The sequence below is a fragment of the Kocuria sp. genome (assembly GCF_030538595.1).
In the GTDB taxonomy this organism is placed as follows: Bacteria; Actinomycetota; Actinomycetes; order Actinomycetales; family Micrococcaceae; genus Kocuria.
In genome coordinates this window covers 20,915-47,099 of record NZ_JAUNTS010000016.1, presented here as the reverse complement: position 1 = coordinate 47,099, position 26,185 = coordinate 20,915, and the positions used below count along the sequence as shown (strand labels likewise).

Below are 26,185 nucleotides of genomic sequence, written 5' to 3'. Positions count from 1 at the left end.
GTGGGGACTGAGCCCACGGAGCTGACCCAGGCAATAACCTTTTGATCTTCGAGACGTGACCGGGAGAGTACCTTTGCGAGAGTTCACAGCACGATTTGCCACCCCCGCGGAAGTGGCCGACTGGGATGCACACGTGATCGCCAACCCCCACGGGGGAGACATGTTGCAATCGGCCTCATTTGCCGATGTCAAAAAGCACCATGGGTGGAAGCCCGTGCATGTGGTGCACGAACCCACTGACGGTTCCCAACCTGTTTACACGCTGGTTCTGGAAAAGTCCGTGCCCGGTTTGGGGCGGCTCTGGTACATGGTCAAGGGCCCGGCTCTGGAGTCCGTCCAGGACATGGTGGGATTTGCTGCGGCAACACGGCAGTTTGTGCGCACCGCGGCAAAGAATGTTTTTCTGGTCAAGGTGGAACCCGTGATCCCGGATTCTCCGGAAACACGGGATGCACTGAGCCAGGCTGGTCTGAAACAGACCTTGATCATTCAACCCAATGACCACACGGCGGTGCTCAACACGGAGCAGTCTCCGGAAGACATCATGAAGGGCATGCAGTCCAACGGCCGCAACAAGCTGCGCCGCGCCATCAAGGAAGAAGCCGTGGTGGAGCGCGTGGAGGTCAACCAGGAAAACATGCAAAGCATGTACTCCTTGATGTCCACGGCCAAACAGGGACAGCTCAACGTCACCCTGCGCCCGTTCTCCTACTACAGCCGCTTCTGGTCAAACTTTGCTTCCCAAGGACAGGGCCGCCTGTACTTTGCCTACGAGGACGGCGAACCATCCGTGGGGGCCTTTGTGGTCAATTACGGACCGCACGCCACCTACAAGGACGGTGGTTCCAAGCCGCGGCGAAAGCAGCGCGGGGATGCCCACCTGGTGCAATGGACCGCCATCAATGACCTGATCACGGAACACGGCATCAAGGACTACGACCTCTGCGGCACGCCACCTTCTGATCAACTCAAGAACGAGGACCACCAGTTCCACGGCATGGGGATGTTCAAAACCTCCTTCACCAAAGGCGCCGTGGTGGATTACGTGGGCGTCTGGGATCAGGAGATCAACCCCACCAAGGTGACTGTGTGGAACCGCATTGGGGAAAAAGTCGCCCGCCAGCTGTGGGTCCGGTCCCGCAATGAGCCCTTCTACTGAGCCGATCACCGCGGCGGCCCCGCAGCAGCCGGACCGCGTTGGGCCGGAGGACCTGCCCGGCTTGGCGTTGAGCCTGGACGGGGCGCGGCGCTACCCCGTGTCCGGGTGGTCCCAGGCCCCGGAGGTCGCAGACACCGGGGTGGGAGTTTTTGGGCCGGAGACTCACCTGAACTTGGATCAGAGTCTTGCCGGAGGCGTTTTCGCGCAAGCTGTGGCCACGGAATCCCAGGCTGAGCGGGCACGTGCCCGTGAGGAGGGTGCCCGAACCGAAGTCCTCACAGCTGCGGTGGCTCCCATCCCGGTGCTGACCCCGGAGGAGATCGAAACCGACCGGCGTCGTCGTCAGTCTCCGGCGCTGACTCAGCCGGTCACGGTGAGCAGTCGGCGCCGGGCCACAACAGAATCAGCCGCAGTGGCCAGGCCGGACACCACCATGCTGGCGGCAGCGCCGTCCGTGGCCGGGCCCTCCACCACGGTACTTCCGGCTGCCTATCCGTCCTCAGAATCCACCGCGACCACCACCCAGCCCCGCTCCAAACGCGTCTTGCGTTCCCTGATGAAACGCGACACCGGCATGACAGCCCCCATGGCGTTGGTGGACCGGTTGGCAGCAAGCCCCTTTGCCCACCTGCGCAGACACACTGACGCCGGGGAAAAGGAAGCGCGGCGGACCCTGAATTTTGCGCTGCGGTTGGCGGAGACCTTATTTCACTACGGGGCCGATGCCCTGGAGGTGGAAAACGCCATTGTGGCCGTGTGTGCCACGTACGGTGTGGAAAACCTGGAGGTGGACATCACCAACCAGGCGGTCATGATCAACTACGTTCCGGACACCGCAGCCACCGCCAGCATGACGCGGGAGGACGTGTTCAAGGACAACAACATGACCAGTCACACGGTCATGCGGGTGGTCCGCTCCTGGACGGACAATTACGCGGGTTTGGCAGACACCCACCGGTTGGTCACCAAGATCATTGAAGGTGAGATGTCCCGGGCGGAGGCCAGCGCCCGGTTGGAAGCCATCAATTCCCGCCCCAAAACCTTTCCCAACTGGATAGTGACCGTGGCCATGATGGCTGCGGCATTCACCATCACCCTGGGAATTGGCGGCGGCGTGGTGGGCGCCGGAATCTCAGCGCTCTCAGGGCTGATTGTGTCCCGAATCGGGATCTGGATGGGCAAACGGCGTTATCCAGAGTTTTTCACCATGATCCTGTCCGGATTTGTGCTCACCGGGCTGGCCATGATGTTTGCCCACACGGACTTGGACATCTCACCACCGCGAGTGATTGCCGCGGGCTTGATCATGCTCATGCCCACCACCCGGTTCATGTCCACCATGCACGATGCCATCAGCGGTTTCCCCGTCACCGCGGCGGGCCGCATTGTGTCCACCGGTATGGCCTTTGCCGGCATTGTGGCAGGTATTTACGCGGGCATTGTGACTGCCGGATTATTTGGTCTCACGGCATTGGACCCGGCCCAAAGTCATTTTGAACCGCCCGGAGTGGTCATCAATCTGGTGTTCATGACCGTGGCCGCGGTGTTCATTGCCATCACGTTGCAAGCCTCCGTGAGCTTTTTGCTCCCGGTGCTGCTGTCTGCTCTGGGTGGGTTGTTGCTGTACCACGCGGCGGGGTATATCGGTTTGGACGTGCGCCTTCAAGCGGTTTTTGGGGCAGTGACCGTGGGCTGCATTGCCGCCTTTGCTGCGGGACGGTTGCGCATTCCGTCCCTGGTGATCGCCGTGCCGGCCATGACGTTCTTGCTGCCCGGGCTCTCCATCTTCCGCGGCATGTACGCCATGTTCATTCAGGGACAGACCACCGGCGACGGGGTGGTTTCCCTGGTCACGGCCATGACCACCATTGTCACCATGGCTGCCGGGTTGGTGCTGGGCCAGTACCTCATGCGCCCGTTCAATCAGCAGAGCCACGACCTTGGGGTGGACCGCAACCGACGCCGGTGAGTGGTTGCACCTGACGGTTGTCTCACCGACTGCCGGAGCCAGCGGGATGTCTGGGTCCCGGGAACGGGCGTGTCTCAGACCTTGCCGATGGGGGTCCGCTTCTCTGCCTGAAAAACCTCTTCCGTACGGCCACGAGCCCAGTACCCGGAGATGGAGACCTGATCGCGGTTCAAACCGTGCACTTCAAATAACAGGGGGCGCAGCAGTTTCACGGCCTCGCGCTCACCGTGGGCAAAGACCTGTACCCCCTGGGGGCTCTGCGGCCAGGCTGCTGTTTTGGCCGCCTCCACCAAGGCTCGGGTGTCCTGCTCCTGGGCATCACGGTGGCACCAGCGCAGGATCATGCCGGGTGGGAGCTCTAGATTCTGTTCATGTTCGGGCCCCTGGACCTCCAGGATGACTTCTCCGCGAGCGTCGGCGGGCAGCGCTTCCACATTGGCCATGATGGCGGGGATGGCGGTGTCGTCACCTACCAACAGGTTCCAACTGGCTGTCGGGTCCGGAATCCATTTTCCACCGGGGCCCAGGGCCACCAAAGTGTCCCCGGGTTGGCAATTCATGGCCCAGGGGCCTGCATAACCGGTGTCACCATGAGTGGCAATGTCAATCCACACCTGTCCCAGGTCTGGCTCCACCCGGCGCAACGTCATGTGGCGGGTGACTGGTTGCAGCTCAGGCGGCAGCGATTCCTTGAGCTCCCAGTAGTCCGGGTGCGGCCCTAGCTGTGAATCCGGGTGGAAGAACACCAACTTGACGTACTTCTCCGGGGCCGCAATGTCCTGGAACAAGGCCGGCTCGGCAATGTCGGCAATCACCCGGACCATGGAGGGGGACAACCATTGCTTTTCCCGTACGGTCAGGTTGATCTGAGGTTTGCGCGGCTTGGCGGGGCGGGCGTCGTCGTTGGGCTGAGTTGAATTAGGTATCACTGGTGTCACCTAATTCAGCCTACGCGCCAGTCGATGGGTGCAACACCCTGCTCCTCCAAGAGCTGATTGACGCGGGAGAATGGGCGTGAGCCAAAAAACCCGCGGGCTGCAGAGAGGGGGGAGGGGTGGGCGGATTCCACTCGCGGGGCCGCACCCAGCCAGGCCGCGGTGGATCGTGCCGGGCGTCCCCACAGCAGACCCACCAGGGGTTGCTGCCGTACGGCCAGGGCCTTGATGGCGCATTCGGTCACGGTTTCCCAACCTTTGTTGTGGTGGGAGGCGGGCTGACCGGAACGCACACTCAGGCATCTGTTGAGCAGCAACACTCCTTGGCGCGTCCAGGCGCTGAGGTCTCCGTGGGTGGCTGGGGGGATGCCCAGATCATCCTGGAGTTCCTTGTAAATGTTCTGCAGGGAACGGGGCAGCGGCCTGACATCCGGGCGAACGGAGAAGGACAGTCCCATGGCGTGGCCCGGAGTGGGATAAGGGTCCTGGCCCACGATCAGGACTTTGACCTCTGACATGGGCTCTTGGAAGGCCCTGAAGATTTCTGTGCCGGGCGGGAAGGTTTGGAAGCCCGCCTGGTGCTCAGCCCGCAGGAAATCGCCCATCTGCCGGATGGTGGGCTCCACGGGTTGTAGGGCTTGGGCCCAGTCGGGGGCCATGATGTGGGCAAGCTCCGCTTTGGTCATGGGTACCAATCTAAGGTGTGGTGGCGGGTGGCATGATTTGCAGGCTGGCCAGTGGGTTAACGGGGTGGTCAGTGGGGTTGCCGGATGGCTCTCCGGTACGGGCGCGATCACCGCCCGTGGCCCTTACGGTGTCTGCCACCGGCCCTACAGTGGGAACCATGACGACGACGCCCGCACACCGCACCGCCCAAGCCGCCGCATCCGCGGGGTCAGATGCCGCTGACAGCTCCCTGCCTGTTGCTCTGGTCACTGGCGCCACCGGTGGTATCGGATGGTGTGTGGCGGAGGATCTGGCCCGTGATCATCGTGTGATTGCGGTGGGTCGGGATCAGCGGCGTTTGGCGGAGCTGGAAAGTTTGAGCCCCAGGATTCAAACCGTCAGCGCTGATCTCCTGGACTTTGCAGCACTGCCGGAGTTGGTGGACGGGTTGGGCCGCCTGGACGTTCTGGTTCATGCTGCCGCGGTGGCCCACCGGGTGGCTTTTGCGGACGCCAGGCCGGAGGACTGGCGCCTACAACTGGAACTCAATGTGATGGTTCCCGCTGAACTCACGCGTGCAGCCTTGCCGTTGCTGAGGGCTTCGCGTGGCACCGTGGTGCTGATCAACTCGGGCGCGGGATTCAATGCCAGCGGGGGGAATGCCATCTATGCGGCCTCCAAGTTTGCTTTGCGCGCGCTCGGGGATGCCTTGCGGCAAGAAGTGGAACCGGACGGCATTCGCGTGGCTTCTGTGCATCCGGGGCCCGTGGACACTCAGATGTTGCGGGGGATCTACGCCTCCATGGACAAGCCGTACCAGGCGGAGGAGTACATTCGGCCGGAATCCGTGGCCCAGGCGGTGCGTACTGTGGTGGAGGCTGGGCAGGATGTTCAGATCACCACGGTTTCGGTACGGCCACGCGTGGAGCAGAAAGGTTGAGGATGACCGCTGCAGCATCATCTGTTCCCGGTGAACTGGGTCCCCTGGAACGGGCCATCCTGGACATGGAATCCCGCAGATTCAAGTACCAGGGAGCCAAGGAGCGGGCTATTCGTGCTGAAATCCAGCTCCCGGTGACGGCGTATTACCAACAACTCAATCAGCTCATTGACACCCCGGCGGCATGGGCAGCGCAGCCCGCGTTGATGCGTCGCTTGCGGGATCACCGTGATGGTGCGGCCCTTTAGCGGGATCGTCACGCGGCACCCGGGCCTGCCTGCGCATGGTGTTGTTGCGCGCGGGGGTTCGGTGCGGGCCGCAGGTCAATGGAAAGATAGGCGTCATGACCTCACCCAGTCAGCCTGAGACCCCCTGCACCTCGGCTTCTTCCCCTCAGCCCGCTGCGGGGGAATCCCGGTTCGGGCACGATATTTTCGACGACGTCCCCGAAGACGGCGCCCGTGCCGGTACTCACCGCGCCTTGGACGCACCCAACCCGCGTGCCACCAAAGAGATTTTGGCGTTGTTGGTTGCCGGAGCGGTGGCACTGACTGTGGGAGCCGTGGCCTATCTGGTGGGCGTTGACCCGAACACCCGGACTGCCAGTGCGAGTGCCACCAGCAGCCCAACTGCTCAGGCAACTACCGCCTTGCCAGGTGCCACCGTGGCGCCGGACGGCACCCTTCAGGTGGGTGTTTACAACGCTGCTTCCGTGGACGGGGCAGCAGGACAGGCCGCTCAGCAGCTCAGCGCCGCCGGGTGGAACGTGGCTTCCATTGACAACTGGGGTGTTGGCGTCAACAACAGTGTGGTCTACTACGCCGACGACGAATCCGAACAAGCCCAGGCCATAGCCGATGAACTTGGAATCGACATGGTGGTGGAGGAAGACGCCGTCTCCTATCCCATTGTGGTGGTGATCGGTACGGACATTGCCGGCGGTCCCACTGCGGAGCCCGTGCAAGAAGCACCGGTGCAGGAGGCTCCTGTGGAACAGGCACCGGTCGAACAGGCTCCGGTGGAGCAAGCCCCCGTCGAAGAAGTACCCGTGGAGCAGGTGCCTGTTGACCAGGTGCCGGTGGAACAAGCACCGGTGCAGGAATACGTGGAACCGGTGACCGATCCTTACGCAGGATTCTGATGGATCACACGGCTGCAGAATCGGAGAGGTCCCCGTGGCCTGTCACCGGCCAGCGCGTGCGGCTGCGTGACTGGGAAGCAAAGGATCTGCCGATCTACGAATCGTGGATCATGCCCCCACCAGGCGGTGGGGAACACGAATGGCAGCACTTTGACGGACCGTTCTACCCCAACTTCACAGCTGAAGGTGCCCAGGGCTGGTTGGCAAAGTTGCGCACTCAGGTGGAGTCAGGAGAGTGGCCCACACCGCGCTCCACGGCGGTCATTGCAGATGCCAAGGACGACTCCTTCATGGGGCAGGTCTCCTGGTACCACTGGGAGCCACCATCGCAGGATGACGGGTTTGGAAGTCATGTACTGCCGCTGCGCTCATTAGGGGTCTCCGTGTATCCGCCCCAGTACTGGTCAGGCGGCTACGGCACTGAAGCCATGCGCCTGTGGATCGACTACCTGTTCCTGCATTCGGACTCTCACCGCCTGGATCTTGAAACGTGGAGCGGAAACATCGGCATGTGTCGCGTGGCGCAGAAACTTGGCTTCACGGAGGAAGCCCGCATTCGGCAGGCGCGCAAGGTCCGCGGTGAGCTGTTCGACCGGATGATTTACGGGCTCCTGCGCTCCGAATGGGAGGCTGCGCGCGCAGGGGGCGCGGCGTCGTCGTCGTTGTGAACCAGGGGCGGTGAGCCCAAGGCGAACAGATGAGCCCAACCGGCTCAAGGGGTTTGCACTCTCCATCCTTGAGTGCCAATAATGTGTTTAGCACTCAGTTGAGTGGACTGCTAAGTGGCCATGCTGCGGCCACGGGCGGACTCAACGCAGTGAGTGAACTTCAGCTGCACCTGGTGAGAGGCAATGCTGCGTGGGCCATCCCGCGTGCGTGCCTCGTCCGTCGCGGGCACCGGGTTCGGCGCACAGTCTGTTGACCGTCCAGGAGGGACGAAACACATGGCAAAGTTGATCGCATTCGATGAAGAGGCCCGTCGCGGTCTGGAGCGCGGCCTGAACACCCTGGCCGACGCCGTCAAGGTCACCCTCGGCCCGCGCGGCCGCAACGTGGTCCTGGAGAAGTCCTGGGGCGCCCCCACCATCACCAACGACGGTGTCTCCATCGCCAAGGAAATTGAGCTGGAAGACCCCTACGAAAAGATCGGCGCCGAGCTGGTCAAGGAGGTCGCCAAGAAGACCGACGACGTCGCAGGTGACGGCACCACCACCGCAACCGTCCTTGCCCAGGCACTGGTCCGCGAGGGCCTGCGCAACGTGGCTGCCGGTGCGGACCCGCTGTCTCTGAAGCGCGGCATCGAGAAGGCCGTTGCCGCCGTGACCGAGGAACTGCTCTCCTCCGCCAAGGAGATCGAGACCGAAGAAGAGATTGCTGCCACCGCATCCATCTCTGCCGCTGACCCAGAGATCGGCAAGCTGATTGCCGAAGCCATGGAGAAGGTCGGCAAGGAAGGTGTCATCACGGTCGAAGAGTCCAACACCTTTGGGCTGGACCTGGAACTGACCGAGGGCATGCGCTTTGACAAGGGCTACCTCTCCGGTTACTTCGTGACCGACACCGACCGCCAGGAAGCTGTCCTGGAGGATCCCTACATCCTGATCGTCAACTCCAAGATCTCCGCCGTGAAGGATCTGGTCCCCGTGCTGGAGAAGGTCATGCAGGGCGGCAAGCCGCTGCTGATCATCGCCGAGGACGTCGAGGGTGAAGCGCTGGCCATGCTGGTGCTGAACAAGATCCGCGGTGCCGTGAAGTCCGTGGCCGTCAAGGCTCCCGGTTTCGGCGACCGCCGCAAGGCTCAGCTGGCTGACATCGCCATCCTGACCGGCGGCCAGGTCATCACCGAGGAAGTTGGCCTGTCCCTGGAGACCGCCACCCTGGATGAACTGGGTAGTGCCCGCAAGGTGGTTGTCACCAAGGACGAGACCACCATTGTGGACGGCGCAGGCACCCAGGAAGAGATCGAAGGCCGAGTGGCCCAGATCCGTGCCGAGATCGAGAACTCCGATTCCGACTACGACCGCGAGAAGCTGCAGGAGCGCCTGGCCAAGCTGGCCGGCGGCGTGGCAGTGCTCAAGGCCGGTGCCGCAACGGAGGTTGAGCTCAAGGAGCGCAAGCACCGTATTGAGGACGCCGTGCGCAACGCCAAGGCTGCCGTGGAAGAGGGCATCGTGGCCGGTGGCGGCGTGGCTCTGATCCAGGCCGGCAAGACCGCCTTTGCGAAGCTGGCTCTGGACGGTGACGAGGCCACCGGTGCCAACATCGTCAAGGTGGCCATTGACGCCCCGCTCAAGCAGATTGCCCTGAACGCCGGCCTGGAGCCGGGTGTTGTGGTGGACAAGGTTCGCGGCCTGGACAAGGGCTACGGCCTGAACGCCGCAACCGGTCAGTACGAGGACCTGATGGCCGCTGGCATCAACGACCCCGTCAAGGTGACCCGTTCCGCTCTGCAGAACGCCGGGTCCATTGCCGGTCTGTTCCTGACCACCGAGGCCGTTGTGGCCGACAAGCCCGAGCCCGCCGCTGCCGGTGGTGGCGAGGACCCCATGGGTGGCATGGGCGGCATGATGTGATCTGAGCCAACCGGCTCGATCATTGACTGATCGTGAAGGGGCCATTCGTCCGAGAGGGCGGGTGGCCCCTTTCGTCGTCGTTGTTCAGTGCCGAGATCATGGGGAACGTAGGATTTCCGGCCGGAAATCCTACGTTCCCCATGATTTCGGCGAGCTGTGTTGTTTGTGGAGCATGCTGTGGTGTCCGTGGGGCATGACAAAGTTGTGCCCATGACAATCACTGCAGCAGCGGACGGCTCCGCACTGGGCAATCCGGGTCCGGCGGGGTGGGCTTGGTACATCAATGATGAATCCTGGCGGGCCGGTGGCTGGCCCCATGGCACCAACAACATGGGTGAACTCAAAGCTGTTCTTGACCTGTTGGAATCCACCGCTCACCTGGGTGAACCTCTGCTGGTGCTGTGCGACAGCCAGTACGTGATCAACTCGATCACCAAGTGGATGCCCGGCTGGAAGAAGAAGGGCTGGAAGAAGAAGGACGGCAAGCCGGTCCTGAACGTCGAGCTCATGAAGGCGCTGGACACCGCCATGGAAGGCCGCGACGTCACCTTTGAATGGGTCAAGGGCCACGCCGGGCACGAGCTGAACGAAGCCGCTGATGCCCGCGCCAATGCGGCTGCCCGCGCCTTCCAATCAGGGCAGGATCACGACGCCGGTCCCGGGCTTGGCAATGCCGGTTCGGCTGTCACCCGTGGCTCTGATGGGACGGACCAAGAAACCTACAGCCCCCAGGAAGAGGCGGAGGACCAGGACCCTGATCTGCTGGTGGCACTGGGTGCTCAGGAGGATTCCCTGGCTGTCGGCGCTACCGTGGAACAAGAGGTTCTGGGACTTGAACTGCACCGTCTGCGGCAGGGACTTTCCGCTGCTGCTGTTCATCCGGAAGCAGTCCTGATCGGCACTGACGGCCGACCCGCGGAGGCCGATCAGTTGGCTGATGGGGACCCGGAAGCTGACATTCACGTGATCGAATCTCTGCCGCTGGGCCGCAATGCAGTGATGGTTTCCACTCACATGGTGGGAAGCGCAGATAGCCAAGGAATCAGCGTCCATGCTGCACTGTGGACCCGGGAGGACTCCCGCAATGAACTGGGCGACTGGCTTCTGCGCCACCACCAGGTCACCCCGGAATCCTGACCACCCCGCCCCACCCCCACCCCCACCCCTACTGCCGAGTGTCCGAGTTTGGTCGCCACAGATAGCAGAAAATGACCAAACTCGGACACTCGGCAGCAAGAGGAGGGGGAGGTTAGGCGCGGGGGGATGAGGTGGTGTCGTCGATGATGTCGGGGTCGTCATCGTCGATTTCCGGGATGGGTGGGAGATTGTCCTCGGTGGGTGGACCGGCGTCCAGATCAGGTTCGGGAGCAAACTGCCGGATGCCGCGGGCGGCCGTGGTGGGCTGTGAAGGTGTGGCCTGCGATTGCTGCCAGGGGGTGGCTGAGGTCTCCTGACCAGAGGCACCGGAGGTCTCCGGGACCGCGGGAGGTGCCGTGACCACGGGCAGGTCATCCGGAGTTTCCGGTGGTGGCTCAGGGGTGGAGACTCTTGGGAGGGAAACCACAAACGTGGCACCTCCGCCGGGGGTGTCCTCCAGCGTCACGGTGCCGCCATGCTGGTCAATCACTGCGGAGACAATCGAGAGCCCCAAACCCGTACCGCCGGTTTCACGGGTGCGGGAGGTGTCCGCGCGGTAGAAGCGCTCAAAGACCTTGTCACGGTCTGCACCTTTGATGCCGGGGCCGTGGTCCCGAACCTTGATTTGTGCAAGATGTTCGGGTGCCGGCCCAGATTGAGGTGCGGCGGGCCGCTGGTCCTGCGGCACCCCGGCAACGGGGACGGTACCAATCAGAATCTGAAGATCACTGCCCTTGGGGGTGTAACGCACGGCATTGGTCATCAGGTTGGCCACCACCTGGCGCAACTTGGCCTCATCCCCGCAGGTCCAGACGGGGGTTGCGGGTGCATCATCCAGATCGGTGACCGTGATCTTGCGGTCGGGGCTGGAGGCTGCAAAGTCAGCGGCAGCATCGTGGGCCAGAACCAACAGATCGACGTCGGACGTGGACAACTCCCGCTTGCTGTCCAACCGAGCCAGGGAGAGCAGGTCTTCCACCAGCTGAGTCATTCGGGTGGATTCGGCCTCGATGCGGCCCATGGCCTGCCCCACCTGCTCTTCATCCCGTAAGGCCCCGTGGCGGTAAAGCTCCGAGTAGCCACGGATGGACACCAGCGGGGTGCGCAGTTCGTGGGAGGCGTCCGCCACGAACTGGCGCAGCTTGGCCTCAGAGTTCTTCCGGGCGTCAAAGGCATCCTCGATGTGCCCGAGCATCCGGTTCAGGGACATGGACAGCTGGCCTACCTCGGTCTCCGAGTTGTAGCCCACCATGCGCCGGGACAGATCGCCTTCTGCAATCTTGGCGGCGGTCTGTTCCACCTTTTTGAGCGGTTGGAACGCCCGGGTGATCAGCACCCACCCCACCACCAGGGCAGCAATCAAGGTGGCGGCACCAAAACTCAGGGTCAACAACGTAATGGCAGACACCAGCCCGTTGGTGTCGCCCAGCGGTTCCGCCACCACCACGGTGTAGCTGGTTCTGGCTTGCGGTGCCGCCACGACCCGCCAGGAACCTTCGGCACCGTCTGCGGAGGACACGGTCATGCCCACCTGAGCTGATTGTTCCGCCATCTCCCGCGTGAATTTGGAGAGGTCCGGTGCGGAGCCGGCATCCGTTGCGGTTCTGCCGGTGGCATCCACATGAGTCACCACCTGGCCGTCCTCCGAGAGCAAGTACCCCTGATGGGGAACGGTCTCCGTGGGGCTTCCGCTCATCTCCGACATCAAAGCCGTGGACACCGAATGCAAGGAGCCCTGCAGGCTGTCATCTATGGAGTTGATCAGCGAATCCCGCAGCACGGAGATGGCCACAAAGCTGGTGACCACAATGCTCACGGCCAAGAGCATGCCGGTGAGCGCCATCAGCTGTGTTCGCAGTGATGACGCTCGCCAGCGGGCGGCCAGAGTTTCCACGGGGCTAAAGGTTTCCCATGCGGCTAGAGAAGTTCCAAATGGCTAGAGAGATTCCACACAGCTAGAGAAGTCCCAGACCCACTCGATTCCCACCGACCTCAGTGCTTGTTGCCCGTACGCAACAGGTAACCCACCCCGCGCTTGGTGTGGATCAACGGGGGCAGCTCGGGATCGTTGTCGATTTTGCGGCGCAGGTAGGAGATGTAGGACTCCACAATGGAGGCATCCCCGTTGAAGTCGTATTCCCACACGTGATCCAAGATCTGGGCCTTGGAGAGCACCCGGTTGGGGTTGAGCATCAGGTAGCGCAGCAGCTTGAATTCCGTGGGGGAGAGGTCGATTTCACGTTCGCCACGGAAGACCTCGTGGGCGTCGTCGTCCAGGACAAGATCGTCCACGCGCAGGCGGGAGTCGTCGTCCTCCGCGGGCTGGGTGCGGCGCAGCACGGCACGGATTCGAGCCACCACTTCATCCAGGCTGAACGGCTTGGTCACGTAGTCATCGCCACCCACGGTGAGGCCCTGGACCTTGTCGTCCGTGTCATCCTTGGCGGTGAGGAACACGATGGGGAAGCTGCGGCCCTCTGCGCGCAGCTTGCGGGTCACGGCAAAGCCGTCCAGGTCCGGCAGCATGACGTCCAGGACTGCCAGGTCGGGGTTCTCCTGCTCAGCCTTGGTGATGGCGTCCCGACCGTTGGCGGCGGTGACAACATCAAACCCGGCGAAGCGCAGGGAGGTGGCCAGCAATTCAAGGATGTTGGGTTCATCGTCAACAACCAGCAGTTTTGCTTCAGGAGTTTTAGTATTCACAGGCTTGATTCTCTCCACGTTTTCTGTGAGCCAACTGTGACGGTTGCATGTCCCGCCTGTGTGCTGGCTGCGCGGCAATTTCGGTTGTGAGGCCAGTCTGCCCTATCCCAGATGACCGTGTGAGAAGCGCAGATAGCAGGCCGCGCACAGCGATTCGTAATTGACCTCACCGTCAATGGCCACCTGGTCACCGGCGAACACAAACGTGCCGTCCACGCTACGCGCATTGAACATGGCTTTGCGTCCACAGCGGCAAATTGTTTTCAGTTCCTCCAGAGAGTGGGCCAGTTCAAGCAGCCTGGCTGAGCCCGGGAAGGACCGGGTGCGAAAGTCCGTGCGAATGCCGTAGGCCAACACAGGTACGCCGTCCAGCACGGCTATGCGCAGCAGGTCCTCCACCTGTTCGGGGGCTAGGAACTGGGCTTCATCCACCAGTAAGCAGGCCACCGGGGGAAGCTGGAGGCCTCCCACCAGAGCTTCGGGTTCCTCTCCTGAAGCCAGCGTGCGGAAGCGGGCGCGAACGTCGTCGTCCGGGGCAATCAGCAGGTCCACGGTGCGGGAAATCCCCAAACGGGAGACCACTTGGGCGTCCCCCTTGGTGTCCACCTGGGCTTTGGCCAGCAGCACACGTTGACCGCGTTCTTCGTAGTTGAACGCGGCCTGTAACAGCGCCGTGGACTTGCCGGAGTTCATGGCTCCGTGGCGGAAATACAGCTTGGCCACTGGTTCAGTTCTCCTCTGCAGGCTCAGCGGGTGGCTGGTTCTCAACAACGACGGCGGGTAGCTCCCCGGCGTCCACCATCCGATAGGAATACCCCTGCTCGGCCAAGAAACGTTGGCGCTTGGCGGCAAAGGTGGTGTCCACGGTGTCCCGGGCCACCACGGTGTAAAAGGTGGCCTGACGTCCATCCGGTGCGGGACGCAGGAGCCGACCCAACCGTTGCGCCTCCTCCTGCCGGGAACCGAAGGTACCGGAAACTTGCACAGCCACGGTGGCCGATGGCAGGTCCACGGAGAAGTTGGCCACCTTGGAGACCACCAGCACGGGGATGGCCCCGGAGCGGAATTGATCGTAGAGGACTTGCCGCTTTTTGGGCGGGGTTTTGCCGGTGAGCACCGGGGCGTCAAGGGCCTCCCCGAGTTCTTCGAGTTGTTCCACGAACTGCCCGATCACCAGGGCTTGTTCGCCCGGATGCTGGTGGAGGAGCTGGCGCACCACCTGGGTTTTCAACGGGGAGGAGGCTGCCAGCCGGTAGCGGTCGGCATCCTCGGCCGTGGCGTACACCAGGCGGTCGGATTCGGGGAGATCCACGCGAACCTCCACGCATTCGGCGGGTGCAATCCATCCCTGAGCTTCCATGCTCTTCCACGGAGCCTCAAATCGTTTGGGGCCGATCAGAGAGAACACCTCTCCCTCCCGGCCGTCTTCGCGCACCAACGTGGCCGTCAGTCCCAGCCGCCGCCGGGCTTGGATCTCAGCTGTGCGGCGGAAGACGGGGGCGGGCAGCAAATGAACTTCGTCATAGATGATCAGACCCCAGTCCTGACCATCCAACAACTCCAGATGCGGCCAGAACTCCCCGCGGCGGGTGGCCAGCATCTGGTAGGTGGCAATGGTGACCGGGCGGACAGTTTTGGAGCGGGACGTGTATTCGCTGACCTCGTCTTCGGTCAGCGAGGTTCTGGCCAAAAGTTCCTGGCGCCACTGGCGCGCCGCCACCGCTGAGGTGCACAGGATCAGCGCCGTGGTGGAGGAAGCTGCCAGTACGGCGGCACCCACCACGGTTTTGCCGGCGCCACAGGGCAACACCACGGTCCCGGCCCCCGCGGCCCAGAAAGCATCAGCTGCCGCAGCTTGGTAGGGCCGCAACTCCCAGTGCGCACCGGTTCGGGTATCCACGTGCGACAACGTGATCGGATACGGGGTGCCGTCCACGTAACCCGCCCGATCCTCAGCGGGCCAGCCGAGTTTGAGCAACTGTTGTTTGAGCTCACCCCGCGCCTGGGCGTGGACCACCGTGGTGCGGGGGTCAATCCGCCCCCCCAACAGCGGCTCAATTTTTGTGGCACGCGCAATTTCGGCATAGACGGGAGGATCGTCACAGCGCAGCACCAAACCGTGCACGGGGTCCTTCTCCAAAACCAGACGCCCCCACCGAGTCATGGTTTCATCAACATCCATCAGCAAGGCATGCGGCACGGGGTAGCGGGAGAACTCCAGCAGGGTGTTCACCACAGACTCCGCATCCACCCCCGCGGCACGCGCATTCCACAACCCCAGAGGCGTGATGCGGTAGGTGTGGATGTGCTCCGGAGCGCGTTCCAGTTCAGCAAAGACAGCCAGTTGGCGCCGAGCGACCTCAGCCTGCGGGTGATCCACTTCCAACAGCACAGTCCTGTCCGACTGCACCACCAGAGGGCCCGGTTGCGCGGGCTGTTCAGACATCACTTCCCCCTCCAGCGCGGGCCAGCCGCTCGGCCACGGTGCTCACGTGCTCAGGGTCCACGGACGACGACGCCGGTGCCCCCGGTGGAATCAACTCCATCAGTTCAGCCAGGGGACCGGTGATCTCCCGTAACGGGCGATAATCGGTGCTTGCTGTGGTGGGTTGAATTCCGGCTTTCTCGGCAGCTTTGAACAGGGCCGTGTCCAAAGGATCGCGGCGGGCATGGCTCCGAGAGGCGGCGGCACTGGAGCTGGACGCACGAGGCGTGAGGATCAGAATTTCCGGGGCCACACGAACGGCGTGGTACTGCTGTGACTCCAAGGAGCGAGCCATGACCTCCACCAGGTCAGCACGCCCGGTGACCACCCGGTGCGCGGTGTGGATGCGTAAAGCGCCGTGGGTCCGTTGGGCCTCTTCCAGAAGGTTCTCCAGCCATGGGGGAACACTACCTCCCAACAGCTGTTGGAGAATCTGGCGCAGGTCTCCCGTGTGGTAGCCGGCAGCCAAACCGCGTTGCAGCGAGCCCACCGTGAAGCGGAAAGTGGCAGCTGGGCCGCGGCCTTCCGAATCCGCCACCAGCCGTAGAAGTGCAGCGGTGGCAGGCGCCAACGGCCCGGGGGAGACTGCGGTGTGATCGCCCTGGGCCATCACTGAGGTGCTGGCCGGCGGTAGATGCTGAGCCACGGTCCGTGCTGCGGCCTGCGGCCCGGACGTCAGGAGTTCCTGCAACGTGTCAGTGGGGGCTCCCGCACCCGTGAGACCCAGATCGGCACACTCCTGCAGCAACCCTGGGCCATACCGTGTCAACAGCGGAGCCAACCGAGGACGCAACCACGTGGCGGCTTCCAGCACCCACTGCGGTGAGGGCGCACCATCTTTGGCCTGGGACAGAGCCAACAGCACGGCGGCCCGCAATGCCGGAGCCTCCGTGACCTGGGAGGACTCCATGAGCGGGGCCACCACGGACCCGTCGCGTCGGTGGGTGCCCACGGAGGATGGCAGGCAGCGTGAGCCCCACCATGCGCTGAGCAGCACCCCGTAAGCATCAGCCAGGCCCAGGGCCTCCCACGGGACCGGCGCGGGGCGCCACGATCCGTCCGCATCTGAGGGGTGGATCAAGCCACCCAAGAATGCGTAGCCCAACAACAGGTCCACGCGCTCACCCGGAAGCTCCAGTTCGGCTGTGAGGCGCCGTCGCTCCCGGACCCCAATTCCGCCGTCGCGCAAGGGGTCCACGGGGCGCTGCCCCAGTGCCAAGCGCACCTCTGTGAGGTCGCGGACCAGCTCCGGAATGGCTGCCAAAGCGGCGTTGTCCCGAATCAGGGGCTTCACCGCCGCGCCGTTGTGTTGCGGGACCGCTGGTGCGTGCTGCGCCCAGGGGTCACCGCCGTGCAGCGCCAACCCCACCTCTCGCGGCACTTCAACGTGCTGACCGTCCACGGGGACCAGCAGGCGGTGTGCCAGCAGCCAGTCCACGGGATGGTTCTGGGGATCATGGGCAATCGGTTCACGCCGGGCATTGCGCAGAAATCCCAGCGGGCGTGAGGCGAACTCGGCCAGGATTTCCGCTGGACGTTCCGGGGTATCGGCCAGCAGGGAGAGATCCGGTGTGGCACGTGGTGGTGCGGGTACCGCCGGGGAATCACTGTCTCGGGTTGTGGCCAGCACCGAGTAGGGGCGCCCCAGACCCGCCGGATAACGGCCCAGGCCCGCACCCACCTCCGGGGCCAACCGCCAGGAATCCTCAGTCGGATACACCAGAGCCAGATCGTGCAGTGAAGCCGTGGCGCGGTCTTGGGAGAGGGTGTGCGAGCCCAGGATCACCGCACGTTCCAGGGCGTCCAGCTGGGCTCGGTTCAACTCCTGGATGGCAGCATGCACTGAGGCCCGAGTGCTCAACTGGGCAGCCAATTCAGCCACGGTCACAGGGGTGGCCGCCGCCACCTGGGGCCGGCGGGTGAGCAGTGTGCAAAGTTGCTCAGCGTTACGTTGGCTCAGGTCAGCCAGGAATTGCGGAGGAAGCACCGTCACGCGCGGCGGCGCTGGATCAAGGTTTGCAACAGCGCCAAGATCAAGCACAGGAAGGCTGCGGGGAAAGCAAAGTAGAAGTAGCGGGTGAACCAGGGCCACACTTCTCCGCCACCGGTGCCCCACTTCAGAATGAGCATGACCGTCAGCGCAATACCGGAGGTGACAAACAGCACCACGGCCAGCCAGCCCCACAGGCTCATACCGGACTCCGAGCGCACTGCCTGTGAACCCTGCGAATTTTGGGGCCGTGGGGTGGAGTGGGACGCGGATGTGGTGGCGGGGGACTTGCTGGCAGACATGCCCACCAGAATACCGCCCCATCGTTCGCCGTCAGCGTCCCGATCCGCTCTGATCGAATGCCCACCCGGTGCGGTCAGCGACTAAACTAAGGATTTGCGCACCAGGGGCCCGTGATTCATCCACGATTCACACAAAGCGGGTTGCCTGCTGCACCCACCCCAAGCACCACAAGAACTGAGGTCAAGAAAGTGCCCACTGGCAAGGTCAAGTGGTTCGATGCCGACAAAGGATTCGGCTTCCTGGCAAGTGACGACGGCGGAGAGGTCTTCCTGCACGGCAGCGCCCTGCCCGCCGGGATGGACACCGTCAGCCCCGGAACCCGCCTGGAGTTCGGCATTGCGGATGGCCGTAAGGGGCCTTCCGCCCTGTCCGCCACCGTGATCGAACGCACGCCGTCCGTGGCCAAAAACAACCGCATGCCGGCCGAGCGGATGGCTGTGATCAACGAAGACCTGATCAAGCTCCTGGACGATATTTCCGGCGGCCTGCAGCACGGCAAATACCCGGATCGGGCCCACGGCAAGAAGATCGCCACCATCCTGCGCACGGTCGCGGACAATCTGGACGTCTGAGAAGCACCGAACTGCCATGTCCCACACCCCTGACCTCAACGACGCCGTACCTGAGCCCAATACCAGGACGGAGCCCAGCACCGCACCTGAGCCCAATGCTGCATGTGAACCCAGCGCCCAGGTGGAACCTCAGCAGACCACGCCTGGGCAGAAGAGCCGCGATCAGGTGAGTGCGAGCGCCCCGGGTGAGCACCGGCGTCGTAAACCAGCCCTGGACCAGAAATTGGCCAAGGCGCAGGGATTTGCGCTGGAGGCCTTGAAGGCACTGGTCCCTGCGGAGGAGATTGGGGACGGGCACCGTGTGGTGGCCGACGACGACCGCCTGGTCACCCACTATTTCCCCTCGACCAAGCGTGGTTACCGGGACTGGGAGTGGTACGTGACCTTGGCGCGTGCGCCGCGCCAAACCGTGCCCACGGTGTGTGAGACCGGTCTTCTGCCTTCGGACAATGCTTTGTTGGCGCCTGAGTGGGTGCCGTGGTCTGAACGGCTCAATGAAGATGAACGCAGCGAGGATGAACGCGACGAGGACGAACACGGCTCCGCACCCGATGAGCACGATTCTGACAGCGAGGACGCGCAGACCCAGGAGTCCACGGACGACGATGCAGCTGCGGAATCAACTGAGCAGGGGAGTCAGGTTCTCCACCCAGACGTCGTAGCCGACCTTGATGATCAGAGCGGCGACCACCACCAGGAAAGCGATCCGGATGAACCGATTGCCGCGGGCAACGGCCATGCGTGAGCCCGTGTAGCCACCCACCATGTTGGCCACCCCCATGGCCAGGCCCAATGCCCACAGGGTGTGGCCCTGCGGGATGAAGTAGGCCAGGGCACCAATGTTGGTGGCCACATTGACGATTTTGGCGGTGGAACTTGCCATCAGGAAGTCGTAGCCGGCGGCGGCAATCAACGCCATGATCAAAAATGTGCCCGTTCCGGGGCCGATCAGACCGTCGTAAAAGCCGATGGCCAGCCCAATGCACGCCGCCACCGTGTAGTGCTTGCGGCTGGGGCCCTGGTACTTCAGGGCAGCACCCAAGGTGGGGCGGGCCAGGGTCACGGCAGCCACCACAATCAGCGCCACCACAATGATGGGTTTGAAAATGGTGGAGGGCAGCAGTGCTGCAAGGTTGGCCCCAAAATAACTGCCCACCAGGGCAATGATCGCCATGGGCAATGCCGTGCGTAAGTCCGGTTTGACCCGGCGAAACCACGTGATGGCGCTGGTGGTGGTGCCGAACACAGACCCCAACTTGTTGGTGGCCAGGGCTTGCACCGGGGAGATCCCAGGCACCAGCAGCAGCGCCGGAAGTTGAATCAACCCACCGCCACCCACCACGGCATCAATCCACCCGGCCGCCAGCGCAGCCAGGAGCACCAGTGCCACAACGCCAAGGGGGATCTCCCCAAAGAGTGCCGCGATCTCCACGGGTCAGAGTTGTTCGACGACAAGGTCGATGCAGGCCAGCAGCGCGGAGACATCGTCCGGCTCCACTGCGCTGAAGGTGGCGATCCGCAATTGATTGCGGCCCAACTTTCGGTAGGGCTCAATGTCCACCACACCGTGAGCACGTAGGGCTGAGCTGATGGTGGCGGCGTCGACGTCGTCGTTGAAATCCACGGTGGCCACCACGGTGGAGCGGTCCTCCGGGCGGGCTACGAACGGAGTGGTGAAATCTTGCGCCTCCGCCCAGGCATAGACCCGGTCAGAGGACTCCTTGGTGCGTGCTGCGGCCCAGGTCATGCCGCCCTGTTCGTTGAGCCAACGCACCTGGTCATCCAACATGACCAGTCCGGCCAATCCCGGGGTGTTCAGGGTCTGGTTCTTGCGCGAGTTCTCCACCGCCGCCTGTAGGGACAGGGAGTCCGGAATCCACCGATCGGAAGCGGCAATGCGCTGGATACGGTCAATGGCTGCCGGTGAGAACGCACCGAACCACAGGCCGCCGTCGGAGGCAAAGTTTTTCTGCGGGGAGAAGTAATAAACGTCCGTTTCGGAGATGTCCACGGCTGTGCCGCCGGCAGCGGAGGTTGCATCCACCAGAATCAGCGGATCATCAGTGCCAGGTTGGGCGCGGTCAACACCGTCCGGGCGGCGTACGGGGGCCATGACGCCGGTTGAGGTTTCGTTGTGGGGCCAGGCGTAGACATCCACCCCGTCTTCCGCCACCACATCCGTACGGGTGCCGGCCTCCGCGGTGCGAATGGTGGACGGTTCCAAGAACGGAGCTTTATGGGTGGCTGCGGCAAACTTGGCGCCGAACTCACCGAACGTGGCGTGCTGGGCTTTGCGGTTGACCAGCCCACAAGCCGCGGCATCCCAGAACGTGGTGGCACCGCCCAGGCCCAGCAGGATTTCGTAACCGTCCGGGAGCTCAAAAAACTCACCCAAGCCGCTGCGGATGCGGCCCACCATGTCCTTGACCGGTGCTTGTCGGTGGGAAGTCCCCAAAAGATTGCGTCCGGCCCGCGCCAGGGCACCTACCTGGTCCTCCCGGACTTTGGACGGGCCGGAACCAAAGCGGCCATCGGCAGGGAGCATGTGGTCGGGGATGGAGATGGGACGCGACAACAGAGGCCTCCGAGCGGGATCAATCAGACGATTCAACAGGGACAGTACCCATACAGTTCATCGGACGTGAGCTGTATGGGGTACTACCAGGTGGGCTTTGCAATCAGAGCGCAGCCGCGTGGCAGGTGGAGGGCATCCCCGGGTGTACCGCAGGATGCGTTAACTCCTGCGGCCATTGTGCCCCACCCGGGAGCCGACCAGTGGGGTGCATGCCGCGGATTGCGTTGACCGGTTCCGTTGGCTGCGTGACCAGCGCGGGCAGACAGCCACCACCAGCGGTGGACAAGTGCGCCCGCGAGCAGGCAGATACAATGAATCCACGGCGCCTGGTTAGGCTGTGTCCGTTCATCTTGCGGCTCATCGCAGCACATGCGTTCCACCCGGATGAATGCACCACTGTTCATTGGCCGATTCCCCCAACGCGTGCAGGAGAAGTTCGTGACTGATCTGATTGATACAACGGAGATGTACTTGCGCACCGTTTTGGAGTTGGAGGAGGAGGGTATCCCTCCCATGCGCGCTCGCATTGTGGAACGCCTGGATCATTCCGGTCCCACGGTCTCCCAAACCGTGTCCCGCATGGAACGCGACGGTTTGTTGACCGTGCTGCCGGACCGCCGGATTGCTCTCACGGATGACGGCCGGGAAACTGCCGTCAAGGTCATGCGCAAGCACCGTTTGGCGGAGCGCCTGCTGGCAGATGTGATTGGGCTGGAGCTCTCCCAAGTGCATGACGAAGCCTGCCGCTGGGAGCACGTGATGAGCGAAGACGTGGAGCGCCGTCTGATGGTTCTTCTGGACGCTCCGGAGGCTTCCCCGTACGGCATGCCCATCCCGGGCCTGGATGGTTTGACTGCCGAGGACGAGCAGACGGCCATCAACGCTCTCCTGGCTGCACCGTCCGGAGCGCTGGCCAACCTGCCACGCCTACTGACCATGCTGAGGGATGGTGCCACGGGGCCATTCACTCTGCTGGGGGTGCCGGAGGTGGTGCAAGCGGATGGCGAATCCGTACCCGCCTTGGCAGAGGCTGGGGTGCTCACCGGCGCGGCATTCACCGCCGAGCTTGACGACGACGACTGGGTGGTCATCCAGCGTGCAGACACCTCCGAGGCCGGGGCGCAGGTGCGCGTGTCTAACAAGGTGGCGCAGGCCCTGTGTGTGACCCAGGTCTGAAGTTTTCCTGAAGCAGTACCTGTGTACCCGTGTGCCTGTGCCTGGTGACGACGTGCTGCGGGTCGGTGGGCCCTCCACAGGCTGAGGCGTGACCTTTATTGAGTGAGTTTTAAGCGGGTCGCAGAGTGGATTGATCAACTCGGGGCTATCAAAAGGTTGTTTGAGGAGCTGCTTGGGGCGGTCCAGAAAATGCCACGGCCTAGCGTGTGAGGCATTGATCCGCCCGGGTGGCAGCGCAGCCACCCCGAACTGCCAAAGGACTCAGCCATGCCGCCCTGTGAAACTCTGCCGCTCGGCCAAACTGTGCCAGCCCGTCAAACCGCGCCAGCCCACCAAGCTGAACCATCCCGTCAAACCGTGCCATCCCGCCGAACTCTGAATCTCCCGGCCGTGGGCGCCACCAGCTGGTGCTTTGTTGCACCGCCCAGTGACACCACCATCGGCAGTTCCTTGCACCCGTCCCGTGGTGCCGCCCCCGGGGCAGATGGGCGCGCGGAGCGTAAATCTGGTGTCTTGACCACCTGGGGGCCGGTCAAACATCCATGGTGGGTGGGCGGAATGCTGGGCTTGGGTGCTGTGGGTGCTGCCACTTTCAGCGTGGCGCCGGCCCAAGCGGCACCCGTGGAGTTCCCGGATTGGGCCACGGTGACGGGGACCGTTCCGGATGACAGTGGTTTTGATCGTGCTGCCGCTGATGCAAACAACTGGACCTTTTCCTGGTCCACGAATGCTGACGGTGTGGTCACGTTTGTCTATGCCGATGGGCGTACCAGCAGTTCCGCCACACCTGGGGCCCCGGCCCGTAGCACGGACACAGCGGACCCCGGCCTGACTGTGCAATCCACTCCCACGGCTTTGTGGACCAGCACCAGTCCGGGGGAAAGTCCTGCTGCAGTGACCGATCCGGGGATGGGGGACCTGGCGGCAGTGGCCGCCGCCCCATTCGGCGGGGAATTGCCCGCAGTGTCTGCACCACAAACACCTTCCCCAGCTGCTCCACCTGCGGAACCGCCGGCCTCTGCCGCACAGAGTCCCGCATCGAATGCGGTCTCCGATGCGGTTCTTGTGGATACTGCCCATCAAGGCTTGGGCGGGGCTTATGTGTGGGGTGGAACCGATTACATGGCCTGGGATTGCTCGGGCTTCACGCAGTGGGTCTATGCCCAGAACGGCATCACGATTCCACGGGTCACCTGGGACCAGTTCGCAGCAGCCACTCCCACTGCCACACCACAACCGGGGGATCTGGTGTCTCAGAACGGTGGTAGCCATGTGGGGATTTACCTGGGCGGGGATCAGATGATTTCTGCGCTCAATCCGCAGGAGGGAACGGTGGTGCATTCCATCCATGCCATGCCTGTGGATGGTTTTTACACCTATCGGTGATTTTGTGCTGACCGTCCCTGGCAGGCCGCAGCTGTGTGGCATGGGCAACGTGGCCCCTACGGGGATCAACCGGGGTGGATAGTGTGGAGTCATGGCCTCCAACAACCGACCCACCGCCCAGCCCCCGCGTGACTACAGCGCCTCCTCGCGCACCCGCGCCGATCAGGAGTACACCTACCTGGCGGTGGGGATGGTGGCCGGTGCCGTCCCGGGAGTGATCATCGGGTTGCTCATGTCCATTCCGCTGGGCCATGCCGCCATGTGGGTTTCCGTTGCAGGTGGCGTGGGCATTCTGGTGGGTCTGGTGGTGGCGGCCGTCCTGTACCGCCGCAAGCCCAAGGACTCCGGCCCCAATACACGCAGCTGAGTCAGCACCGCGCGCGGTATTAGCTCAGGACTGCGGTTCAGTCTCCAGGGTGTAGGGCCCCAGTGGCCCGCAGTGCGCAGACCAGAAGCGGCTGTCTCGCCTGCGTAGCAGTGGCAGCACTTGCCGGCGGACCAGAGGGGCCAGCGTGTCTTCCGCCTCCTTCACAGCTTGCGGTGCCAGGTCCAGCTCACGCAGTTCAGCAATTTCCGCTTGGGCGGTCAGGGGCAGCGGGTTAGCGGCGTCGTCGTTGTTGTGTTGTGCTGCGGAAAGTGCCGGGGCCAGAAAAACTGTGGAGTCAATCCAGGTGGCGGGCTCATTGGCGGCTGGGGAAGAGAACTGGCCCAGGGACTCCAGATCGGCGGCGGTCAGGGACAGCCCCACTTCCTCGCGGATCTCCCGTAGCGCGGCGGTTGTGGGGGACTCATCCGGCTCGATCTTGCCGCCCACCAGCATGAACATGCGGGTGCCGCGCTTGCGTACCGTGAGCAGTTGCCCGTCCCGGACAAAGCAGACGCCCACAATCGGCAGCACCTTGCACCAGTCCGGCGCCTGGACACGGGCCAGCGAGCCCAGGCGCAGCTCGTCGATCTCAACCGCAAGGTTTTCCCGCGCCTGCCGGCCCCAGAGGGTGCGGGCGCGTTCAGTTTTGTAGATGGCGGCCGGGTCCAACCGCTCCAGGATCAGCAGCCGAGCGTGAACGAACTCGTACTCCGGAACCTGTGGATACTCCGCCCGCACCCGCCGCACGTAATCGGCGTAGCGGGCAGGTTCACTGCCCAGTACAGACAGATCGGCGTCCGAGAGCAACGCCCCGTTGGTGTCATCCGGTGCGGGGTTGTGGTGGGCGGTCATCCGCACCAGCCGCGCCACCTCCTGTGTGGTGGCCTCCTCCATTCCAACCTGTGGCAGGGTGGTTTCCGCGAACTGGGCTGAGGCTTCTTCATCGGCACCGGCTTGGCCTTCGTAGACGACGTCGTGGAACCAAACCCCCAGGGCCACTTCCAGCGGTGGCTGCCCGTCCGTGAGGTCGTCCAACGCTGTGAGCGTGGCCAGCAGGTGCGTGCGGTCGTGATAGTGCCGGTGCGGTTCGCCCCACCCCGCCAGCAGCGTCTCCCGCAACCGCTGTAACGGCTCCGTGTCACCCACAGCTGTGTTCCAACGACGACGCAGCGCCGTCAATACCTTGTCATTGCGCCTCGCCGCAGGAATCCGCAGCCCGGAGGCCACCAAGATCCGTACCAACTCCTTGCCATCCACCTCAATGGCTCCGGCGGCAACGGCGTCGTCGTAGCGCTCGCGGGGGAGGTCGTAGTGGTCGCGGTCAAAGGCTCGGCGAGACAGACCTATCCGCTCAGCGGCGGTATGGAGTTCCACCAAGGACGTGTCCGAGATCAGGTGGGAGAACTCGGTGCCGTGGGCGGGCCAGCGGGGAGGGTCGATGTAGACGGGCATGGTGGTCAATCTATCCGGCCCGCGCCGGTGCGTGACTTGGGCTGCGTCAAGTGGGCCGTATGATGGTCCGCGTTGCCCCCGTAGCTCAGGGGATAGAGCACGGCTCTCCTAAAGCCGGTGTCGATGGTTCGAATCCATTCGGGGGCACTTTTTGGAAGTGCTGGCAGCTCTGAAACGATATCGGTGAGAGCTGTCGGGCCACAGAGCCACAGTCAAACTTGCTGCCATTACCGGAAGCTGTGTTCGTAGAGAGCAATCCCGGCGGTGACTGACACGTTGAGTGACTCGACCTTCGGGCTCATGGGGATCGTGTAGCGGTAGGTGGTCAAGTCGTTCAACTCGGCGGAGAGCCCGTCCCTCTCACTTCCGAGGACGAGCGCGAGACGTTCATTGACCCCGCGGATCGCGCTGAGTGGTTCCGCTGCATCAACCGAAAGCGCAGCGACCTTAAGCCGTTCTTTCCGGATGAAGGCAACGCATTCTGCACGGCTCGCCAGGATGACAGACGTCGCGAACACCAGGCCGCGACTCGCCCATATTAGGCAGCGGTCCAGTATGGTGCGGAGACCACTGTTGATCATGACGATGCCCGCAGCGCCGAGCGCGCAAGCTCAGGCCCGCGCCAACCAGGTCACTCGCCGGACCGCTGACGTCGA

23 protein-coding genes, 1 tRNA gene and 2 pseudogenes are annotated in these 26,185 nt (G+C 63.5%); 14 read left to right on the top strand and 12 right to left on the bottom strand.

The window, feature by feature from the left end:
* Positions 1-73 precede the first annotated feature (73 nt).
* Entirely contained in the window at positions 74-1,159 is a 1,086-nt protein-coding gene (locus tag Q4G32_RS12395; protein ID WP_303351821.1) for a lipid II:glycine glycyltransferase FemX, read from the top strand.
* Positions 1,143-3,128 carry a threonine/serine ThrE exporter family protein gene (locus Q4G32_RS12390; RefSeq protein ID WP_303351819.1) on the top strand — a complete coding sequence of 662 codons (1,986 nt, stop codon included), beginning with the start codon at positions 1,143-1,145 and terminating at the stop codon, positions 3,126-3,128. The genes Q4G32_RS12395 and Q4G32_RS12390 overlap by 17 nt, the downstream gene beginning before the upstream one ends.
* 74 nt (positions 3,129-3,202) lie before the next feature.
* Here the strand turns inward: Q4G32_RS12390 and Q4G32_RS12385 are convergent, their stop codons facing one another.
* Entirely contained in the window at positions 3,203-4,066 is an 864-nt protein-coding gene (locus Q4G32_RS12385) for a siderophore-interacting protein (RefSeq protein WP_303351818.1), read from the bottom strand.
* Between the two features lie 5 nt (positions 4,067-4,071).
* Positions 4,072-4,749 (bottom strand): uracil-DNA glycosylase, encoded by a 678-nt coding sequence (locus tag Q4G32_RS12380; RefSeq protein WP_303351817.1) that lies wholly within the window; start codon positions 4,747-4,749, stop codon positions 4,072-4,074.
* A gap of 158 nt (positions 4,750-4,907) precedes the next feature.
* Between Q4G32_RS12380 and Q4G32_RS12375 the strand changes: the two genes are divergently transcribed.
* The 6 genes from Q4G32_RS12375 (at position 4,908) to Q4G32_RS12350 (ending at position 10,520) form a co-directional block, all read left to right on the top strand.
* On the top strand, positions 4,908-5,669 hold the full coding sequence (locus Q4G32_RS12375; RefSeq protein ID WP_303351816.1) for an SDR family oxidoreductase: 762 nt from the start codon (positions 4,908-4,910) through the stop codon (positions 5,667-5,669).
* Between the two features lie 2 nt (positions 5,670-5,671).
* The gene (locus Q4G32_RS12370; protein ID WP_303351815.1) at positions 5,672-5,917 is read left to right on the top strand and encodes a DUF3263 domain-containing protein; all 246 of its coding nucleotides are present in this window, start codon (positions 5,672-5,674) and stop codon (positions 5,915-5,917) included.
* A 95-nt stretch (positions 5,918-6,012) separates the two neighbouring features.
* Positions 6,013-6,810 (top strand): LytR C-terminal domain-containing protein, encoded by a 798-nt coding sequence (locus Q4G32_RS12365; RefSeq protein WP_303351814.1) that lies wholly within the window; start codon positions 6,013-6,015, stop codon positions 6,808-6,810.
* Positions 6,810-7,478 carry a GNAT family N-acetyltransferase gene (locus Q4G32_RS12360; protein ID WP_303351812.1) on the top strand — a complete coding sequence of 223 codons (669 nt, stop codon included), beginning with the start codon at positions 6,810-6,812 and terminating at the stop codon, positions 7,476-7,478. Before Q4G32_RS12365 ends, Q4G32_RS12360 begins: the two co-directional genes overlap by 1 nt.
* 276 nt (positions 7,479-7,754) lie before the next feature.
* On the top strand, positions 7,755-9,383 hold the full coding sequence (gene groL / locus Q4G32_RS12355; RefSeq protein ID WP_303351810.1) for a chaperonin GroEL: 1,629 nt from the start codon (positions 7,755-7,757) through the stop codon (positions 9,381-9,383).
* 210 nt (positions 9,384-9,593) lie between these two features.
* On the top strand, positions 9,594-10,520 hold the full coding sequence (locus Q4G32_RS12350; RefSeq protein ID WP_303351808.1) for an RNase H family protein: 927 nt from the start codon (positions 9,594-9,596) through the stop codon (positions 10,518-10,520).
* A 112-nt stretch (positions 10,521-10,632) separates the two neighbouring features.
* On the opposite strand, the gene Q4G32_RS12345 is transcribed toward Q4G32_RS12350, so the two are convergent.
* From Q4G32_RS12345 to Q4G32_RS12320, 6 genes are all read right to left on the bottom strand, one after another.
* Positions 10,633-12,414, bottom strand: a complete 1,782-nt coding sequence (locus tag Q4G32_RS12345) for a sensor histidine kinase (RefSeq protein ID WP_368660399.1) — start codon at positions 12,412-12,414, stop codon at positions 10,633-10,635.
* Positions 12,415-12,512: 98 nt separating this feature from the next.
* Entirely contained in the window at positions 12,513-13,223 is a 711-nt protein-coding gene (locus tag Q4G32_RS12340; protein ID WP_303351807.1) for a response regulator transcription factor, read from the bottom strand.
* A gap of 102 nt (positions 13,224-13,325) precedes the next feature.
* On the bottom strand, positions 13,326-13,946 hold the full coding sequence (locus tag Q4G32_RS12335; RefSeq protein WP_303351805.1) for a thymidine kinase: 621 nt from the start codon (positions 13,944-13,946) through the stop codon (positions 13,326-13,328).
* Positions 13,947-13,950: 4 nt separating this feature from the next.
* Positions 13,951-15,669, bottom strand: coding sequence for a DNA repair helicase XPB (locus Q4G32_RS12330; RefSeq protein WP_303351803.1), 1,719 nt, complete (start codon positions 15,667-15,669; stop codon positions 13,951-13,953).
* Complete coding sequence (locus Q4G32_RS12325) at positions 15,662-17,590, bottom strand: helicase-associated domain-containing protein (protein ID WP_303351801.1); 1,929 nt, start codon at positions 17,588-17,590, stop codon at positions 15,662-15,664. Before Q4G32_RS12325 ends, Q4G32_RS12330 begins: the two co-directional genes overlap by 8 nt.
* 107 nt (positions 17,591-17,697) lie before the next feature.
* Positions 17,698-18,000, bottom strand: a complete 303-nt coding sequence (locus Q4G32_RS12320) for a hypothetical protein (RefSeq protein WP_303351800.1) — start codon at positions 17,998-18,000, stop codon at positions 17,698-17,700.
* A 189-nt stretch (positions 18,001-18,189) separates the two neighbouring features.
* Between Q4G32_RS12320 and Q4G32_RS12315 the strand changes: the two genes are divergently transcribed.
* Together Q4G32_RS12315 and Q4G32_RS12310 are read left to right on the top strand one after the other, a co-directional pair.
* The gene (locus Q4G32_RS12315; RefSeq protein ID WP_303351798.1) at positions 18,190-18,573 is read left to right on the top strand and encodes a cold-shock protein; all 384 of its coding nucleotides are present in this window, start codon (positions 18,190-18,192) and stop codon (positions 18,571-18,573) included.
* Positions 18,574-18,589: 16 nt separating this feature from the next.
* Positions 18,590-19,156 (top strand): annotated as a pseudogene (locus Q4G32_RS12310) (DUF3027 domain-containing protein); the annotation flags it as partial.
* Positions 19,157-19,192: 36 nt separating this feature from the next.
* Here Q4G32_RS12310 and Q4G32_RS12305 read toward each other — a convergent pair.
* Positions 19,193-19,999: a sulfite exporter TauE/SafE family protein gene (locus Q4G32_RS12305; RefSeq protein WP_303351844.1), complete on the bottom strand. Its 807-nt coding sequence runs from the start codon at positions 19,997-19,999 to the stop codon at positions 19,193-19,195.
* Between the two features lie 9 nt (positions 20,000-20,008).
* Positions 20,009-21,118 (bottom strand): phosphoserine transaminase, encoded by a 1,110-nt coding sequence (gene serC, locus Q4G32_RS12300; protein ID WP_441327511.1) that lies wholly within the window; start codon positions 21,116-21,118, stop codon positions 20,009-20,011.
* Positions 21,119-21,586: 468 nt separating this feature from the next.
* Here serC and Q4G32_RS12295 point away from each other — a divergent pair, with 468 nt between their 5' ends.
* From Q4G32_RS12295 to Q4G32_RS12285, 3 genes are all read left to right on the top strand, one after another.
* On the top strand, positions 21,587-22,324 hold the full coding sequence (locus tag Q4G32_RS12295) for a metal-dependent transcriptional regulator (RefSeq protein WP_303351794.1): 738 nt from the start codon (positions 21,587-21,589) through the stop codon (positions 22,322-22,324).
* A gap of 357 nt (positions 22,325-22,681) precedes the next feature.
* Positions 22,682-23,710, top strand: a complete 1,029-nt coding sequence (locus Q4G32_RS12290) for a C40 family peptidase (protein ID WP_303351792.1) — start codon at positions 22,682-22,684, stop codon at positions 23,708-23,710.
* Positions 23,711-23,801: 91 nt separating this feature from the next.
* Positions 23,802-24,077 (top strand): hypothetical protein, encoded by a 276-nt coding sequence (locus Q4G32_RS12285; RefSeq protein WP_303351790.1) that lies wholly within the window; start codon positions 23,802-23,804, stop codon positions 24,075-24,077.
* A gap of 24 nt (positions 24,078-24,101) precedes the next feature.
* Here the strand turns inward: Q4G32_RS12285 and Q4G32_RS14005 are convergent, their stop codons facing one another.
* A complete protein-coding gene (locus Q4G32_RS14005) occupies positions 24,102-25,529 on the bottom strand; it encodes a DUF4031 domain-containing protein (protein WP_368660398.1) in 1,428 nt (475 codons plus the stop codon).
* A 74-nt stretch (positions 25,530-25,603) separates the two neighbouring features.
* On the opposite strand from Q4G32_RS14005, the gene Q4G32_RS12270 reads away from it, so the two are divergent.
* Positions 25,604-25,676, top strand: a tRNA-Arg gene (locus tag Q4G32_RS12270).
* Between the two features lie 80 nt (positions 25,677-25,756).
* Here the strand turns inward: Q4G32_RS12270 and Q4G32_RS12265 are convergent.
* Positions 25,757-26,122, bottom strand: a pseudogene (locus Q4G32_RS12265) (TrmH family RNA methyltransferase); the annotation flags it as partial.
* Positions 26,123-26,185: the final 63 nt, after the last annotated feature.